The 17,048-nt window shown below is 59.9% G+C and carries 12 protein-coding genes and 1 tRNA gene; 10 read left to right on the top strand and 3 right to left on the bottom strand.

The features are described 5' to 3' along the window. The first annotated feature begins 389 nt into the window (after positions 1–389). The 6 genes from JZY06_RS09090 (at position 390) to pth (ending at position 6,843) form a co-directional block, all read left to right on the top strand. Positions 390–461, top strand: a tRNA-Gln gene (locus JZY06_RS09090). Between the two features lie 427 nt (positions 462–888). Continuing rightward, positions 889–2,388: a bifunctional UDP-N-acetylglucosamine diphosphorylase/glucosamine-1-phosphate N-acetyltransferase GlmU gene (glmU, locus tag JZY06_RS09085; RefSeq protein WP_207279235.1), complete on the top strand. Its 1,500-nt coding sequence runs from the start codon at positions 889–891 to the stop codon at positions 2,386–2,388. 101 nt (positions 2,389–2,489) lie between these two features. Beyond that, positions 2,490–3,467 (top strand): ribose-phosphate diphosphokinase, encoded by a 978-nt coding sequence (locus JZY06_RS09080; RefSeq protein ID WP_207279234.1) that lies wholly within the window; start codon positions 2,490–2,492, stop codon positions 3,465–3,467. 539 nt (positions 3,468–4,006) lie between these two features. After that, entirely contained in the window at positions 4,007–4,672 is a 666-nt protein-coding gene (locus JZY06_RS09075) for a 50S ribosomal protein L25/general stress protein Ctc (protein ID WP_207279233.1), read from the top strand. 364 nt (positions 4,673–5,036) lie between these two features. Beyond that, on the top strand, positions 5,037–5,945 hold the full coding sequence (locus tag JZY06_RS09070; RefSeq protein ID WP_242516881.1) for a MetQ/NlpA family ABC transporter substrate-binding protein: 909 nt from the start codon (positions 5,037–5,039) through the stop codon (positions 5,943–5,945). Between the two features lie 301 nt (positions 5,946–6,246). Next, positions 6,247–6,843: an aminoacyl-tRNA hydrolase gene (gene pth, locus JZY06_RS09065; protein WP_330617235.1), complete on the top strand. Its 597-nt coding sequence runs from the start codon at positions 6,247–6,249 to the stop codon at positions 6,841–6,843. Positions 6,844–6,869: 26 nt separating this feature from the next. Here pth and JZY06_RS09060 read toward each other — a convergent pair whose 3' ends face one another. Continuing rightward, positions 6,870–7,058, bottom strand: a complete 189-nt coding sequence (locus tag JZY06_RS09060) for a hypothetical protein (protein ID WP_207279231.1) — start codon at positions 7,056–7,058, stop codon at positions 6,870–6,872. Positions 7,059–7,148: 90 nt separating this feature from the next. Between JZY06_RS09060 and JZY06_RS09055 the strand changes: the two genes are divergently transcribed. From JZY06_RS09055 to JZY06_RS09040, 4 genes are all read left to right on the top strand, one after another. Then, on the top strand, positions 7,149–7,910 hold the full coding sequence (locus JZY06_RS09055; protein ID WP_207279230.1) for a cyclase family protein: 762 nt from the start codon (positions 7,149–7,151) through the stop codon (positions 7,908–7,910). A 228-nt stretch (positions 7,911–8,138) separates the two neighbouring features. Further along, positions 8,139–9,791: a peptide chain release factor 3 gene (locus tag JZY06_RS09050; protein WP_207279229.1), complete on the top strand. Its 1,653-nt coding sequence runs from the start codon at positions 8,139–8,141 to the stop codon at positions 9,789–9,791. 268 nt (positions 9,792–10,059) lie between these two features. Further along, positions 10,060–10,788 carry an aspartate/glutamate racemase family protein gene (locus JZY06_RS09045; RefSeq protein ID WP_207279228.1) on the top strand — a complete coding sequence of 243 codons (729 nt, stop codon included), beginning with the start codon at positions 10,060–10,062 and terminating at the stop codon, positions 10,786–10,788. A 309-nt stretch (positions 10,789–11,097) separates the two neighbouring features. Continuing rightward, positions 11,098–11,847 carry a cyclase family protein gene (locus tag JZY06_RS09040; RefSeq protein ID WP_207279227.1) on the top strand — a complete coding sequence of 250 codons (750 nt, stop codon included), beginning with the start codon at positions 11,098–11,100 and terminating at the stop codon, positions 11,845–11,847. A gap of 257 nt (positions 11,848–12,104) precedes the next feature. Here the strand turns inward: JZY06_RS09040 and JZY06_RS12585 are convergent, their stop codons facing one another. Then, positions 12,105–15,314, bottom strand: a complete 3,210-nt coding sequence (locus tag JZY06_RS12585; RefSeq protein WP_207279226.1) for a Z1 domain-containing protein — start codon at positions 15,312–15,314, stop codon at positions 12,105–12,107. A 199-nt stretch (positions 15,315–15,513) separates the two neighbouring features. Then, positions 15,514–17,046, bottom strand: a complete 1,533-nt coding sequence (locus tag JZY06_RS09030; RefSeq protein WP_207279225.1) for an ATP-binding protein — start codon at positions 17,044–17,046, stop codon at positions 15,514–15,516. Positions 17,047–17,048 lie beyond the last annotated feature (2 nt).

Here is a 17,048-nt window from a genome sequence, read left to right as displayed (position 1 = left end):
GGTACACCGGTGTATCCACCCCGCACACACACCATCACCGGCGTTTGTGACACGCTGTTCACACCCGGCGGACCACACACCGCACCCCCACCACCGTCACGGGCATCGGATCAATCGTCGCCGTGTTCCCGGCGGGGGTTCAGGCCCGGCCACCACCGTCACGGGCGGGAATAAATCAGACCCGCACACCGGGCGGGCACGCCCGCGGACCGCCGCCGGCCGCGGCACCGGAAAAGACAGGGTGACCGGTGTGTTTTCGTCCCCCCACACCTTCCTGGGGTAAGCGGCGGGCAGTGACGATTGGCGTACCGCCCGGGCCGGTAGGCTAGAATAATCTGCGCCGCACGGAGTTCACCGGTGATCAACCGGCCAGACCGCACGTGCGGTGATTCCCCGTGGTGTAATCGGCAACACTCTGGTTTTTGGTACCAGCTTTCCAGGTTCGAGTCCTGGCGGGGAAGCTTTTTTTATGTCTTTTTGCCTTGTCACCGCTGTTTTTCCGGCCACCGCCAACGACGTGTTCCGCAGCGTGTTTTCACCCGTTTCCCCGCCGCGCCACCAGGCGGGGTGGTGCTGTTTTTCCGGTGTCCGGGATGATCACCGGCACAGCCTGCAGGGTGTACGGGATGGATCACTGTGCCGTGGCACACCGTCTGGTCGGGTACGGTTGGCCCTGCGGCACACACCGTGGTGCCGTGCCCCGTATGTCACACACCTGTGACAGTCCCCTGATACCTGACCCCCGCCGCGTGGACCGCGGGCTGGAAAAAGACGATGGTGTTGCCGTCTTTTTTCACCTTTGTGTTTTTCCCTCCCGGGGTCGTGCGACCGGTGCCGGCCGCACGGTGCGCGGTCGAACACAAACCAGAAAAGAGTCCTTGATCTGCCATGCCGCTTACCCCCCATCCCGATGTTGCTGTCGTAGTGTTGGCCGCCGGTGCCGGCACCAGGATGAAATCCGCCACCCCGAAGATGCTGCACACCGTGGCCGGCCGGAGCATGCTCGGGCACGCGGTGCATGCCGCCTGCGGTATCCGCCCGGATCATGTTGTGGTGGTCACCGGACACGGCAAAGACCTAGTCGATGCGGCCCTGGACGAGCTGAAACCCCGTATGGACAAAGACTACGGGGTCGGCTCCATCGACACGGTGGTGCAAAAACAGCAAAACGGCACCGGTGATGCGGTGGCCTGCGCCCTGCAGTCGGCGGCACTGGCCGATTTCACCGGCACCATTGTGGTGACCACCTCTGATGTTCCGCTGCTGGGCGCCGAGGTGCTCGCAGCCCTGCTGGCCGAGCATTCCGCCAAACCGCGGGCCGGGGTGACGGTTTTGACCACCATGGTTGATGATCCGCACGGCTACGGCCGTATCGTGCGCACCGCCGACGGGGAAGTCACCCGCATCGTGGAGGAAAAAGACGCCGACGAGGAGACCAGAACCATCCGGGAAATCAACTCCGGGGTCTACGCCTTCGATGCGGCGCTGTTGGCTGACGCGGTCGGCCAGCTGGACACCAACAACGCCCAGGGCGAGTTTTATCTCACCGACGTCATCGGTATCGCCCGGGCCAGTGACCGGATCGTGCGCGCCCACCGGCTGGCCGATCCGGCACTGGTGGCCGGGGTCAACGACCGGGTGCAGCTGGCCGAGGCCAACCGGCAGTTCAACCGGCGGCTGCGCGAGATGCACATGAAAAACGGCGTGACCATGACCGACCCGGACAGTGTGTTCATCGACTGTGACGTCGAGATCGCCAATGACGTGCTCCTCGAGCCGAACTGCCAGCTGAAGGGATCAACCAGCATCGCCACCGGCTGTGTCATAGGCCCCGACACCATGCTGGAGAACATGACGGTGGGTGAAGGCGCCAGTGTGGTGCGCACCCACGGGTTTGATTCCGTTATCGGCGCCCACGCTGATGTGGGACCGTTCACCTACATCCGTCCGGGAACTCAACTGGGTGACAACGGCAAACTCGGCGGCTTCGTGGAGACGAAAAAAGCCGTCATCGGCCGCGGTTCGAAAGTGCCGCATTTGACCTATGTGGGCGATGCCACCATCGGCGAGGAATCCAATATCGGGGCCTCTAGCGTGTTCGTCAACTATGACGGAGTCAACAAACACCACACCACCATCGGCTCCCACGTGCGCACCGGCAGTGACACAATGTTCATTGCGCCCGTCACCGTCGGTGATGGCGTGTATTCCGGTGCAGGTACAGTGATCAAGGATGATGTTCCGGCCGGAGCACTGACAGTCTCATCGGCCAAACAGCGCATCATCGAAGGCTGGGTGGAAAACAAACGCCCCGGCACCCCGGCAGCCGACGCGGCCGCCCGTGCCCGCACCGGCAGCGCCACGCCCGGCACCGACAGCGACAAGTAAATATCCTGCTGTTTCCCGCACCGTGGGCATCACCTGCCGAAAGCGCGGAAAACCCCGATTCATCCCCCCTTTTTTTCCAGGAGCGAGCGAAAACAACCACCATGACCGCCCATTGGATCGACAACCAGAAAAATCTCATGCTGTTCACCGGCCGGGCACACCCGGATCTGGCCGACGCAGTCGCCAGGGAACTCGGCATTGAGATCACCCCCACCACAGCCCGTGACTTCGCCAACGGCGAAATCTTCGTCCGTTTCGAGGAGTCAGTCCGCGGCTCCGACGCGTTCGTGCTCCAGGCCCACCCGCAGCCGCTGAACAAGTGGCTGATGGAACAGCTGATCATGATCGACGCCCTCAAACGCGGCTCGGCGAAGAGGATCACCGCGATCCTGCCCTTCTACCCCTATGCCCGGCAGGACAAAAAACACCGCGGCCGTGAACCGATTTCCGCCCGCCTGGTTGCCGATCTGCTCAAAGCCGCCGGGGCGGACCGGATTGTCTCCGTCGACCTGCACACCGACCAGATTCAGGGCTTTTTCGACGGCCCGGTCGATCACATGCACGCCATGCCGATTTTGACCGACTACATCAAAGCCAACTACAGCCTGGACAATATCTGCGTCGTCTCCCCGGACGCCGGGCGGGTCAAAGTCGCCGAAAAATGGGCCAACACCCTCGGCGGCGCCCCGATGGCTTTCGTGCACAAGACCCGCAGTGTGGATGTCGCCAACCAGGTGACCTCCAACAGGGTGGTCGGCGATGTTGACGGCCGTACCTGTGTGCTGCTCGACGACATGATCGACACCGGTGGAACAATCTCCGGTGCGGTCGGTGTGCTGCGTGAAGCAGGTGCCGGTGACGTAATCATCGCCACCACCCACGGCGTGTTCTCCGGACCTGCCCGCGAACGGCTGTCCCAGTGCGGCGCCCGGGAAGTGATCACCACCGACACCCTGCCGCAGTCCACCGACGGCTGGGACAATCTGAAGGTGCTGTCGATCGCCCCGCTGCTGGCCAAAACGATCCACGAAATCTTCGAAAACGGATCGGTGACAACACTGTTCGAGGGCCAGGCCTAGCACACGCACCCCGGCCATGCCGCGCACACGCACTGTCTCCCGGCATGGTCGCGGTGACGGGCCCGGCGCCCGGTGATCTGCCGACCTGATCTTCCACGGGCCGGCAGCCGGTTGATCCACCGGCTGCCGGCCCGACTGCTTTTTCACCCCTGCGCCGCATCCTTCCGCCCGCGGCATCCCCTCACCGCTGTCACCGCCCCACCGCAAAGAGGATTTGCCTGCCGGTGGACTGGGCAACTATACTTTCGCCAGTCTCGGCGAGGGCGCCCCGAATGATCGGGGAGTTGCCGTTATCGACGCGATCACCTTTGCCAGGGACGGGAATTTTTATCCCCGTCTTTTTCATTGTGCCGATCACCCCACCTTCTCCCCCCGCTTTTTAAGCGGACCGGTGATGATCCCCACGACCGGAAAAACCTGCGAAGACTCGACGAGATGGCCGGGTTGGAGCGGGAATTTTTTTATTCCCCCACTCCTTGTCGCCCCGGACACAGCCCGATTGACCTTTTTTATTATCCCACCACCTCAGGAGTATTCCCATGGCACGTTCAGTCGTGAAGAACAAGGCTATCGCCCTTGACGCCAAGCCCCGCAACGAATTCGGCAAAGGCGCCGCCCGCCGCGCCCGCCGCGACGGCCTGATCCCCGTGGTCATCTACGGACCGCACATCGAGCCCATCCACTGCCTGGTGGACCGGCTGGAATTTACCGCCATCGTGCGCAACCACGGCACCAACGCCGTGGTGGAAGTCGATATCGAGGGCGAAAAGCAGCTGGCCCTGATGAAGCACCTGGACCAGAATGTGCTGACCTTCCACATCGACCACGCCGACCTGTTCGCCATCAAACGCGGCGAAAAGGTCGAGGTCTCCGTGCCGGTCACCTACGAAGGCGAAATCGCCGCCGGCGCGATGCTCATGCAGGACGCCGACACCATCCTCATTGAGGCTGACGTGCTGTCCATTCCGGAAGAGCTCATCATCGATGTCGACGGCATGGAAATCGGCCAGCAGGTCCAGGCCGGCGATGTGGAACTGCCGGAAGGCGTCACCCTCATCGACGATCCGGAAATCCTGATCATCAACGTCGTCGAGCCGGAAGAAGAAGACCTGCCCGAAACCGATTCCGAGGGCGAGGAAGGCGAGGACGACGCCGCCGCTTCCGAGGAATCCGAAGGCGACAGCGACAACAGCGACGAAGAGTAACAACTCTTTTTCCGGGTCCTCCGACCCGCCCCTGCCCCCCGTCCCAGCTGCTGCTGGGGCGGGGTTTTTCGTTGCTTCTCCCCCGCCGGCGGCCACAGGGCCACCATGACGCAACATATCGCCCATACTGCCGCCATCCAGAACAGACACCGAACAGAAAAACCATACCGAGCGGTTCACAACAGGGGCCTCAATCACGGTTCACAGCTCCGTAAATAGTGCTTCTACCTGCGCATGTTGCATTTTCTCCCGGATAATGTGTAGATTCCTTCAGCACATAGACATCTTGGTCTATTAGTCGGTTTTCCCGGCTTAGCCCACCGTTTATCCATACCCCCACACAACCACCCACAAGGATTTCCTGATGCTGAAAAAACTCTCCGCAACACTTGTCTCGGTCACCACCGCCGCCGCCCTGTGTGTCGGCTGCTCATCTTCCGACGGTTCCGGGGACACCGGTCCACAACCGGATGAGAACGGAATTACCACCATCAAGCTGGGGGTGACCGATGCCGGCAAGAAACAGTGGCCGATCCTCATCGAGAAAGCCAAAGCCGAAAACATCAATGTCGAGCTGGTTCCCTACACCGATTACGTGACCCCCAACAAGGCCCTGGCCGAAGGACAGATCGATGTCAACCGCTACCAGCACCTGATTTTCCTGGCGCAAAACCAGGCCAACACCAAAGACACCCTGGTGCCGATCGCCTCCACCGAGGTCTTCCCGCTGCCGCTGTACTGGAAGGGACATGATTCCCTCGACGGTATCGAAGGCCAGACGGTGGCCATCCCCAATGACCCCACCAACGGTGGCCGGGCGATCAAGGTGCTGGAAAAAGCCGGTCTGATCACGTTGAAGGACAACGCCAAAAACGCCCTCTCCCCCACGCCGTCGGATATTGATGAAGCCAACTCGAAGGTGGCCATCAACGACGTGGACGCCACCCAGACCGCCATTGTGTGGGACAACGGCACCCCGGCGGTGATCAACCAGAACTTCCTGCAGCGCGCGGGTATTGACCCCACGACCGCGCTGACGGCCGACGATCCCAAGGATGCTTCCTCTGAGCCGTACATCAATGTCTGGGTCACCCGCCCGGAGGAAGCCGACAATGAGGCAATCAACCGGATCACCGAAATCTGGTACGACCCGGAGGTCCAGGTGGCGGTGGCCGAAGACACCGGCCATTCGGCTGTCACGGTGAAAAAGCCCCGCGAGGAACTGCAGAAAATCCTCGACAAGCTGGTTGATGAGGTAAAAGCCAACAATTAGCCCGGTAACGCCAGGCCACAGCCACGCCCGGCTTCCCAGCCGGAAGTGATGCCCTGTGCCCTCCCGCCGCAGTCATCGTTTCCTGCCCGCCCCCTTCGGCTACCGGGGTGGACAGGGAAAAGACTGCGGCGGTTTTTTCTTCTCTCCCCCAGGCCAGGCGACTGCATTTTTTCAAACGCCCAGGAAGATGTTTTTTCACAGGTCACCCCGGCGGTGTCGGGGGCCGGGGAAGCCGGCGCCGACAAGGCTCAACGCTTGCGCCTTGTGTGCCTGTCAGGCAGGTGTGCCACAATCGGGATTTGTGAGTTTCGACGACACCTCCCCCATCCTGGTTGCGGGCCTGGGCAATCCCGGCCCCCGCTACGAGACAACGCGGCACAACATCGGTTTTCTTGCCGCCGATGAACTGGCGGGCGCCGCCGCCCCCATGCCCGGGCACTTCGCGCTGGACAAACGCGCCCAGGCTCTCACCTGTGACATCAGGGTCGGCAACCGGAAAGTCATTGTCGCCAAACCGCAGACCTACATGAATCTCTCCGGCGGGCCGGTCAGCTCCCTTTGCCGTTTCTTCAAAATCCCGGCCGGCAATGTGATTGTCATCCACGATGAACTGGATCTGGACTTTGGTGTCATCCGGTTGAAAAAAGGCGGCGGGGACAACGGCCACAACGGGTTGAAGGACATCACCAAAGCCCTGGGGACCAGGGATTATCTCCGGGTGCGCTGCGGGATTGGCAGGCCGCCCGGGCGGATGGCACCGGCGGACTGGGTACTCAAACCTTTCACCGGCGACCAGGGCAGGCAACTGGGTATCGTCACCGCCGACATATCCGATGCCGTGGAACTGTTGATCACCCAGGGGCTGGCAATCGCCCAAAACCAGGTGCACGCCGACTAGCCCCCCCCAAGCGCCACCCGACAGCACTATTTGCGGCGGGCATCGTCCAAAACGAGGGCGAATTTTTTATCCGGCAAATCCATTGCGGAGGCTTTTTCCAGCCGTTTGACCACCACAGGACAGGTAATGCAACGCGGCTTGGAGCGGCAGCATTTTTTCTTGACCTTGCCTTTGGCCAGTTTCTGGCGTGCCTTCGCGATCTTTTTCTTGCCCACGGAAATACACCCTATAGGGTGTGGGGGCCGCCGTGGGCATCCGGCGGAGTGAACCTGCAGACCCGCCACCGGGATGCAATGATACGTGGCATGGATTCCAGCACCCCGTTTTCTCACGGACTGTGGCCGGTGGCCCGCATGTTGGGGGCCTGCCGGTGGGTGGAGCTGCCGCATGTGTTCCGCCCCGGGCAGTCCCGCTATCCCGGGGATCCGGACCAGGTGACCGAGACGTATGCCACGGTTGACAGCGACGGCTTCCACATCGACCGGTTCAGCTTCATCAGCCAGTGGTCCACCCATATCGACGCCCCCGGCCACCGGATCAGTGGTGGAACGACCCTGGCCGATATCGCACCGGAAAAACTGTTTCTTCCGCTCACTGTCATCGATGTCTCACCCAAGGTGGCCGATAACCCGGATTATCTGGCAGACACCGCCGATATCACCGCCCACGAGGCCCTCCACGGCCCCATTCCGGAAGGATCATTCGTGGCGGTGGCCAGCAACTGGTCGGCCCGCTGGGAGGATCCGCGGGCCTATCTGGGAACCGACACACAAGGTGTCCACCATTTTCCGGGTATCAGCGCCCGGGCGGTGGAATATTTGGCCAATAAAAGACGCATCGCGGTGCTGGGTCATGAATCCCCGGCCACTGATCCGGCGTATCTCTCCTGTGACCGGGCCGGATATCCCGCCCACACCCGGGCCGCCGAAGCAGGTATCCCCCTGGTGGAGATGATGACCAATCTGGATCAGGTTCCGGCCACCGGAGCCGTGGCATCGATTGGTTTCCCTGTCCCGGCCGGCGCCACCGGTTTCCCGGTCCGGGTGCTCGCGGCACTTCCCGGGTAAAACAGCACACCACCGACTGCGCGACCGGCCCGGACTCGCACCACCACAGCCCTGTCAACTACGCTTTGCCTGTTACCGGTGTCCGCCCGCCGTGCCGACACCGCTGTTGCGGCAGGCGGGTTCCCGCCGACACCACTGCCGGAAAAAGGAACAACTGATCAGGTACATGCCGTGCCTGTCCGGTTTCCCCGGCCCTGATAGAAGTTTTTCCACCTACCCCGGGTTGCCATGTCTGAATCTGCGTCCACCTCACCCGCCCACCAGGCTTCGCGCCGCCGTACTTTCGCGGTGATCGCCCACCCTGACGCCGGCAAGTCAACACTGACGGAAGCCCTGGCGCTGCACGCCCATGTGATCTCTGAGGCGGGTGCCGTGCACGGTAAAGCAGGCCGTAAATCCACGGTGTCGGACTGGATGGAGATGGAAAAAGACCGCGGTATCTCCATTGCATCCTCTGCCCTGCAATTCGAGTATTCCCCGGAGGGCCATGCCGGTGAGCCGTATGTGATCAACCTGGTTGATACCCCCGGCCACGCGGATTTCTCCGAGGACACCTACCGGGTGCTCACCGCTGTTGATGCGGCAGTGATGCTCATCGACGGCGCGAAGGGCCTGGAGCCGCAGACACTGAAACTGTTCAGGGTGTGCAAAGCCCGCGGGCTGCCGATTGTCACGGTGGTCAACAAGTGGGACCGGCCCGGTAAACCACCGCTGGAGTTGATCGACGAGATTGTCGCCGAAATCGGCCTGCAGCCCACCCCTTTGTTCTGGCCGGTGGGTGAAGCAGGTGACTTCCGGGGCCTGGCCCGGTTGAACACGGACGGTGAAGTCGAGGAATACATCCACTTCATCCGGACAGCCGGTGGTTCCACCATCGCCCCCGAGGAGCACTACACCCCGGATGAGGCCCTGGAAAAGGAAGACACCGCCTGGGAGACCGCCTGTGAGGAAGCCGAACTGCTGGCCATGGACGGGGCCATCCACGACGAGGAACTGTTTCTCAGCTGCACCACCTCCCCGGTGATTTTCGCCTCCGCGATGCTGAACTTCGGTGTGCACCAGATTCTTGACACCCTGTGCGCCCTGGCCCCCTCCCCCGGCCCGCGCTCGTCTGATCCGAAAGTCGTTGAGGCCGCTTCCTCGGCCATCGACGATCACCGGGATGTCGACGGCGAATTTTCCGGTGTGGTGTTCAAGGTGCAGGCCGGCATGGACAAAAACCACCGTGACTCACTGGCCTTCATGCGCATTGTCTCCGGAGAATTCCACCGCGGCATGCAGGTCACCCACGCCCAGTCGGGCAGAAGCTTTTCCACCAAATACGCCCTGACTGTGTTCGGCCGGACCCGTGAAACAGTCGAAACCGCCTATCCCGGCGATATTGTGGGCCTGGTCAACGCCGGATCCCTGGCTCCGGGTGACACCATCTATGCGGGAAGAAAAGTGCAGTTCCCGCCGATGCCGCAGTTCGCCCCGGAGCATTTCCGCACCCTGCGGGCAAAATCGCTGGGCAAATACAAGCAGTTCCGCAAAGCCCTCGAGCAGCTCGATTCCGAAGGCGTGGTGCAGGTACTCAAAAACGATGCCCGCGGTGACGCGGCCCCGGTCATGGCGGCTGTCGGCCCGATGCAGTTTGAGGTCATGCAGGCGCGGATGGACAACGAATACAACGTCGAAACCGTCACTGACCCGGTGCCCTACACCGTGGCCAGGAAAACCGATGCCGCAACTGTGCCGGCATTGGCCAAGCAGCGTGGTGTGGAGGTCTTCACCCGCACCGACGGAGAACTTGTCGCCCTGTTCGGCGACAAGTGGCGGCTGCAGTTCATCACCAAAGAACACCCCGAATTCCACCTGGAACCGATGGTCGCCGACGACTGACCCGCACCACCGGCACGCCCTGGGCGGGGAACATCATTGTTCCAGCTGTCGGGGCGGCCGGACGGCAGTGGCCCCAGCCCACCGGGCAGGGACCCCACGGGGGTAACCCCGCCTTTTGATGCAGCCTGTAATTATTCGATTACGCAAACTCAATCTGGCAAAATTAAGGGAGTTATCGGCACTGGTTTCCGCCCCAACTGTGCCGGCGCAGTCAAACCGTCGGCACAAGCACCGGCGGTATGAATGCACCCGTCTTGTCTAGGAGTGTGTGATCAACGTGAAAACCATCGGGCTGATCGGTGGCATGAGTTGGGAATCAACCGCCGCCTACTACCGGCTGATCAACGAGATGACCGCGGAGGCTCTCGGTGGCCTGCACTCGGCGAAAATCGTGGTGGTCAGCATTGATTACCACGACCTTGAGCGCCTGCAGGCCACCAGTGACTGGATCACCGCAGGAGAGATTCTGGCCCGGACCGGCGAGCAGGCGCAAGCCGCCGGCGCGGAGATGATGCTGATCTGCAGCAACACCATGCACAAAGTCGCCCATGCCGTGGTCGACCGCATCAGCGTGCCCCTGGTCCACATCGGGGAAGCCACCGCCCACTGCCTGATCGCCAACGGGGTGACCACCATCGGTCTTTTGGGCACCCGATACACCATGTGCCAGGACTTCTACACCGGCCTGCTGGAAGAGATGGGCCTGGAGGTCATCCTTCCGGAATCAAGTTCGATCAACATGGTCAACTCGGTGATTTTCAACGAGCTGCGCCACGGCGTCATCAACGACGAGTCCCGGGAAAACTACCGGAAAGTCATCGAGTCAATGAAACAGCGCGGCGCGCAAGCAGTCGTGTTGGGATGCACCGAAGTCGGCCTCCTGGTCAACGAGGCGACCTCTCCGCTGCCGGTCTACAACACCACCCGCATCCACGCCCACGCCGCCGTACACCGGTCACTGGCCGACGAGAAAAACTGCCGTCTACCGCGCCTGTAGCAGACATCCGCCCCGAAGACACAGCACACAGGCAACCAGCACCACGCCGCCGGGACACCACCTGCCGCCACCGGCCCCTTCATGCTGTCTGCAGTTGAAAAAAATGGGACCCCTGCCACCGGGATGATGCCACACCCGACCCCACCACGTGTCGTTTTCCTGCTGTGTGAGTTTTTGTCCCGCACCACCGGCAAAACGCCAACCAGCCGACGTGATAGACCAAGCTGTTTGTTTTTTTCACCTGTCTAAACGGCCGTTTTAACAAATGGAACTTGCCCGAGCAGCTTTTAATAGACTAGGTTGTCTATCATGTCTTCACACAAACTCTGGGATCTGGCCCGCGAACTCCGGGACAACCACACCTACGTTGACCTCACCCACTCCTTTGACGCCGGACAGCCGAAATTCCACATGCTTCCCGACGAAGAGCGGGAGCGTCTGTTCACTGTCGACGAGCACGGTTTCACCGTGGACCGCTATTCGTTTGTCGGCCAGTGGGGAACCCACGTTGATCCGCCGATCCACTTCGTCAACAACGCCCGGTACTTAGACGAGCTTCCCGTCAACGAAATGGTGCTGCCGCTGGTGGTGCTGGACTTCCACACCCAGGCCGAACAGGACGCCGACTTCACCCCCACCATTGCCGATATTGAGGCCTGGGAGAAAGAACACGGCACCATTCCCGAGGGCTCTTTTGTGGCTTTGCGCACCGACTGGTCCAAACGCTGGCCGAATCCGGAGGCAGTGTTCAACGCCGATTCGGAAGGTGTCTTCCACTACCCGGCCTGGAATGTTGACGTCGTCAAATGGCTGTTGGACAACCGTTCCATCACCGCGATCGGCCATGAGACAACCGACACCGATCTGGGTAAAACCGTCAGCCAGGGGCAGCTTCCCACCGAGCTCTATCTTCTTCAGCAGGACCGCTGGCAAATTGAGCTGCTGGCCAATCTCGACCAGGTTCCGGCCACCGGTGCACTGATTGTTGCCACCTGGGCCAAGCCGAAAAACGGCACCGGTTTCCCGGCTCGTGCCTTCGCCATTCTTCCCCGCGACTGATCAAAAACAGGCGCCCACCCGTCTACCACCGCCAATGATCCATTGGCCCGGTGACAGCCGGTCTTCTTACCTTCGTCAACCGTTCTTTCTCACCGCAGGTCGTGTCTTCCAACTCTTCCCCTGCGGCGCAAAGCCCCGGTGTGCGGCCACTGCCGCACACCGGGGCTTTGTGTCGTCCACGACGGGATCAGGACCAAGACCATCAGCCCACCCGTTGCAAGCATGGGGCGGCCGGTGGACCGGAGCATCCGCTGATGTCACACGTTGGCCGGCACATCCCTGACATCGATGGTCGCGTCATAGGTGTTGTCGGCGTTGCGTTTTATCACCCGCAGCTCAATGACATCCTCAAAACCCTTGATCGGTTCCAGTGGCGAGTTGACTGCCAGTGCCAGTCCCACCTCACCTGCCGTGAAATCCGGAACAGTCCAGGTCCCGGAATCCTTCATCTGCTTGAGTATCTCCGGGTCACGGTCATCGAACAGTGTCACAATGACCGCACCCCTGTTGTTCATGCGTTCCGGCGTCATGGGGAACGGTTCCGGTTCGTCGGAGTACTGCGGCAGTGTGATCCCCATTTTTTCAGCGTCCTCGGACCCGAGTTCACGGCAGTCGTTGCCGGCCGCGATGTTCTGGGCGACATACATGAGTTTCCGGTCACCACCGGTAATATCGGCACGGCCCACACGGCGACTGCGCTGGACCAGCGGCACTTTGAAGTCGACCCCCGGAACATCGATCATCTTCGGATTGTTCTTCAGATGCGGCAGCAGCACCACGATTTCACTGAAGTCCGAAGCATCGGGGTTGGCGTGTGAGCCACGGCCTAGAAGATTGCGCAGGTATTCCAGCCGTGGGTTGACCACATTTTCTTTGAAGCTTCCTTCAGTGGTCCACTGCATTTTTCCCAGCAGATCAACGAAGTCGCTGGAAGACATCAGCCCGCAGTGCGCCTGGATTTGTCCGGTAGAATACCTCAACTTGCCGTTTTTGGCTCCCTCTTCACGGAAGAACGCCAATTTCGCTATATCTGCCGACAGTGTTTGAAGCAACGGCTGCGCAACACCGGTGAAGTTGTCCGCCAAAGCCTGCCGGTTGGAGCGGGCCGGAATACCGTTGAATTCCTTTGTTTCCGGGCCACAGGCGGCTGATACGGGATAGACATTGAAGCGCTTTTCCCTTGCGGTGGGCGCCAGCCAGGGCAGCGACTGCTGGACCAGCGGCGGCAGGTCGGCCGGGGTGAGGGCTCCTTCACCGAATCCGGCATACACACGGGCGTTGTAGCGGAACGTTTCCTCATCGACCATGGCAGCTTCGAACGCGTCAACCAGAGTCTCCGGGGCATACAGGCGAACCAGATCCTGGTAGCCCTTGCGGAAACCGAACCAACGGCCGGTCTGCATGAGTGTGTCGGCTGACACGGTGCGCCGCCGAAAGTAGCTGACGGTTAATCCTTCAACGGTGTAACCACGAGATAGCTTCGCACCGCCGACCAGAACCTTCCATACTTTACCGGACTCGAAGTTCGGCATCTCGTCGGAGTTGTCGCCGGTGTTGATCTGCAGGATCGGCGATCCCCCTGATTCACTTGTGTCAGTGGTGATCTCCTCGTAAGCCTTGATGATGTAAGGCTGCAATTCCTGCCAGCTTTCCGGAACCGGCCAATCTTCACTCCAGCTACCGTCGCCGGCTTTCATCACCGGCAAGACGTCTTTCTCGAACAGCTCCTGCATCTGTGGAATCGGCAGACCCGCACCATATCCCCTGGTAGTCCACAGCTCGCGCAGAATCCGGGTGGTTTCATCGTGCAGGTGGGTGTCGACTCCCTCATGAACCAGCATGGTGTGGTGTTTGAAGGAAAGCTCCGGGTCTTTTTCTTCCCGGTATTTTTTCACCGCACCGGTGAGTACGAACATGTCCAATGCCCGCTGCAGTTCGCAGCGGTGTTCTTCGAAAAAGGCTTCTTTTTCGGCCTGCAGCTGTGCTTCACTGGTGTTTTCTTCATCAACCACCAGTTCCTCAGCCAGGTAGCGGATAAACGCTTCACTGCGACAATTGTCGATAGTGGGTTCTTCGTCGTCATCGGTGAAGTTCAGCCGGTCATGGAACCATTCCGCCCCCCGGTAGCCGTCCGGCTTGTCCAGCATGAGGACAAAGTTGCGGGGATAAAGATCACCCGGATCATCCGGATCAATGAACACATTGGCAAACGGGGTGGCAGTGTAGCCGACGTATTGGGCACGCGGCATGGTTTTGAGAATGCCGGTGATCAGTTCATTGATTCTGGTGCGGTCTTTGTCTTCCGGGGCGACGGACAGATCGTTTTTCTTCGTGTTGATCGATGCCAGATCGGCCTCGTCGTCGATGATCAGGACTGGCAGATCCTTGAACCGGGGATCCTTGTTGCCTTTTGCACTGAGTGCTTCCTGCAGCTTTGCCAGAACATCGGCCTGTTTTTTAACCACTGCAAACATGCAGGGCATCTCGTCGAGGTTTTTCGGGTCGTGTACCGCAGCATCGCCGTGATTGACGTTAAACACCAGTTCGCTGTTGTGGGAATTCGGTGCCCCGTAGTCGTGTTTGGAGCTGGTGATCCTTTTGATCTCCGGAAAACCCGGGGTTCCCCAGGACGGCCCATGGCTGACGAAAATATCGCCAGACTCGTCTTCGGTGCGCTCCCACTCTTCATCGTTGTCAAAGTAGGTTTCCCGTGAGCGCTGGCGCTTCGACATGTTTGCTTCATCAATGCCGTTGAGGATCGCTTCCCGGCCAATGAGTTCTTTGTCGAGTCGCCGCTGGGTTTGTTCCCGAAGATTTGTCAGAGTACCTGCCAGCACAATCACCATGCGGTAGCCGGCATCAATGGCTTTGGCTGCAACAGCAGTAAAGTTCGCGGTTTTCCCGGACTGCACGTAACCGACTACCAGACCACGGTGGGACAGGTAGTGCTCGGCAGTGGGGTCTTCAATCCGTTTGAGTACCTGCCGTGCCTGGTTTTCGACAGTCTTGATCGATTGGATTCCCCAGCCTTTGCGTTCCAGCACACTTCTGTAGCTGTCCCAGTAGTGCGGGTTGCGGGCTTCCCGCTCGGGCGTGTACCAATCCCGAAACTCGTTTCCGATGATCACGGTCGGCACAGGTTTCGGCATCCGCCGCCTGATTTCGTCCCCGACTTTCGACAGACCCAACGTGTCAATGACCCACTCAAGCCGTTCATCGGTCTCTTCGGTGGTCTCTGTTTTCGGGTCAAGCGCCGATGCCGGCTGCTCGCAGACGGCCACCACAAAAGACATCACATGATCGAGACTTCCTTCTGGACTATCAGTGATAAATGCTTCGACGTCTTCTTGCGTGAAGTCGTTGCCTCGGAATTCAAGATAGGTAAGCAGACTGTGGATTTTCCCGGGATTGGCTGGGCGTAGGGAGTTGAAGAGTTCTGAGCGAATCTTCTTGAATTTGGTTGACACTATTGTTCCTTTCGGCCGTCTTCCGGAAGGTCAGATGCTGGGTCTATCTGACCGGTCTGAGACGGCGATTTATCAGAATGAACACTGGGCCGAGCCAGTGCCAGTACGGGGAAAGAGAGAAAACGGACAGAGGTGCCGCTGTCTACTGTATTCATCAGTCACAGCGTCATCGACGCCTTTCACCCCTGTTCAGAACTATTTATGAGGCGTCATTGAGTAAAGGATCAACGTCAGCTGCTGCATTCAGAATGGACATTTGAAGCTCAAGATTTGCTTTCGCTTTCGCTGACATACGGGTGCTTACTGCTATCTGACCGAAGGCCAGGTAGAGCAGGGTTTTCAGCAATGGCGCTTCGTCGCCTGGATTGCTCGCGGCGCTGCCGGTGGCTGTCGTATGTGCAAGGGCTTCCCGCCAACTGTCATTGACAGTGATGGTGTGGGCTTCCGGATCCACGGCAACGAAGCCACCATCTTCGACAGTCCCCCACTCGATTTTCACCTGACCTCCGGGAATGAATTTCTCCGTTTCCCAGATGACTTCCTTCGGCGCTGTCGGAAAGTCCTTGGTGACATCAGGAATCGGATCAGCGTCAGCGGATCGGCTGTTCGATGCCCTCAATGCTTCTCTGGCGTCGGCAACAACCGTTGCGAAAGTAACCGATGGATCGGAGGGATCTTTCAACCGGTCCACAAGATCGTGGAATTCAGGGGTAAGACGTACCGATCCTTTTTGTGGACTGATGGTCATGTACGTGCTGTCCAGCAGTTCCGGTGATGAGATTTCCAGTCGCAGCAGCTTGGTGTCTTTTGCCGCCTGCCGGTAGCCGTGCCATCCTCCGTGGGTAATCAATCTGTTGGCGTCATAGATGTAGAACCCCTGGTGCCCCAATTCGTCTTTTGCCTCCAAGTTGAAGTTGTCTGTCCGTGACCGGTTGGGCCAGATGTGGGCTGTGACCGCTGGGCCATCCTTTTTCCCGTCAAGTGTCAGAGTTCGTGGATAGTCGGGATCACCGCTTCTGCGGTATGCAAAGGGACTGATCGCTTTCGGCCCCGCGGCTAGTCCCGGGACGAATTCATCAACCACGTTGTGGAAGCTGACATCCAGTCTGTCGCTTTCAAGAAAACGGTGGTAGCGGATACCAATATGCTTGCGCAGCCGCTCGAGAGTGCTGGAGACAAATGCCCTGGCTTCATCGATTTTGTTGCCCTGATAGGTTCGCACCAGCTGGTTCCAAACGATGGTGGTTCCCCGGTTGGGGCCGATCACACTGTCCCGGAGATTCCAGACCCGGTTGACCGATTTCTCACTCAGGATTTCAGCTTCCAGGGTCTGTTTATTCAGCCGATAGCCGTGGCCGTAGTGGCCACGCACCCGTGACACGATCGTGGTCAGTCCGGCATTGGCGTAGGAGCCTTCCTTCATGCCCATGCCGTACCGTCCGATATTTGTTGACGAGCGGGCCTCGTGCGATCCCAGTCGGAGCACCTTTTCCAGAGTTTCCTTCGACATTCCGTCGCCGTCGTCATGGATGGCAATCTGCACCATCCGCATATCCGACAGATAGAACACCACCGCAATCTTTGTGGCATGCGCGTCGATGGAGTTGTCGATCAACTCATCAATACCGGTGAAAAGATCATGGTTTGCGCCCAGCGCTTCATTGATCTCTGCCTTCGGCGGCAGCGGAATGGTTCCGGTGATCTCGGGGGAGATTTCGTTCGGTGAGGACACAG

The sequence above is a fragment of the Corynebacterium mendelii genome (genome assembly GCF_017307055.1).
Taxonomy (GTDB): Bacteria; Actinomycetota; Actinomycetes; order Mycobacteriales; family Mycobacteriaceae; genus Corynebacterium; species Corynebacterium mendelii.
Note: the sequence above shows the minus strand (reverse complement) of the source record. Positions and strands in the feature narration are given on the sequence as shown.

What these genes read in the sequence shown, in the direction of transcription:
- glmU (WP_207279235.1), top strand. Translation starts at nt 889, where the DNA reads ATGCCGCTTACCCCCCATCCCGATGTTGCTGTCGTAGTGTTGGCCGCC.
- JZY06_RS09070 (WP_242516881.1), top strand. Translation starts at nt 5,037, where the DNA reads ATGCTGAAAAAACTCTCCGCAACACTTGTCTCGGTCACCACCGCCGCC.
- JZY06_RS09075 (WP_207279233.1), top strand. Translation starts at nt 4,007, where the DNA reads ATGGCACGTTCAGTCGTGAAGAACAAGGCTATCGCCCTTGACGCCAAG.
- JZY06_RS09055 (WP_207279230.1), top strand. Translation starts at nt 7,149, where the DNA reads ATGGATTCCAGCACCCCGTTTTCTCACGGACTGTGGCCGGTGGCCCGC.
- JZY06_RS09050 (WP_207279229.1), top strand. Translation starts at nt 8,139, where the DNA reads ATGTCTGAATCTGCGTCCACCTCACCCGCCCACCAGGCTTCGCGCCGC.
- JZY06_RS09080 (WP_207279234.1), top strand. Translation starts at nt 2,490, where the DNA reads ATGACCGCCCATTGGATCGACAACCAGAAAAATCTCATGCTGTTCACC.
- JZY06_RS09040 (WP_207279227.1), top strand. Translation starts at nt 11,098, where the DNA reads ATGTCTTCACACAAACTCTGGGATCTGGCCCGCGAACTCCGGGACAAC.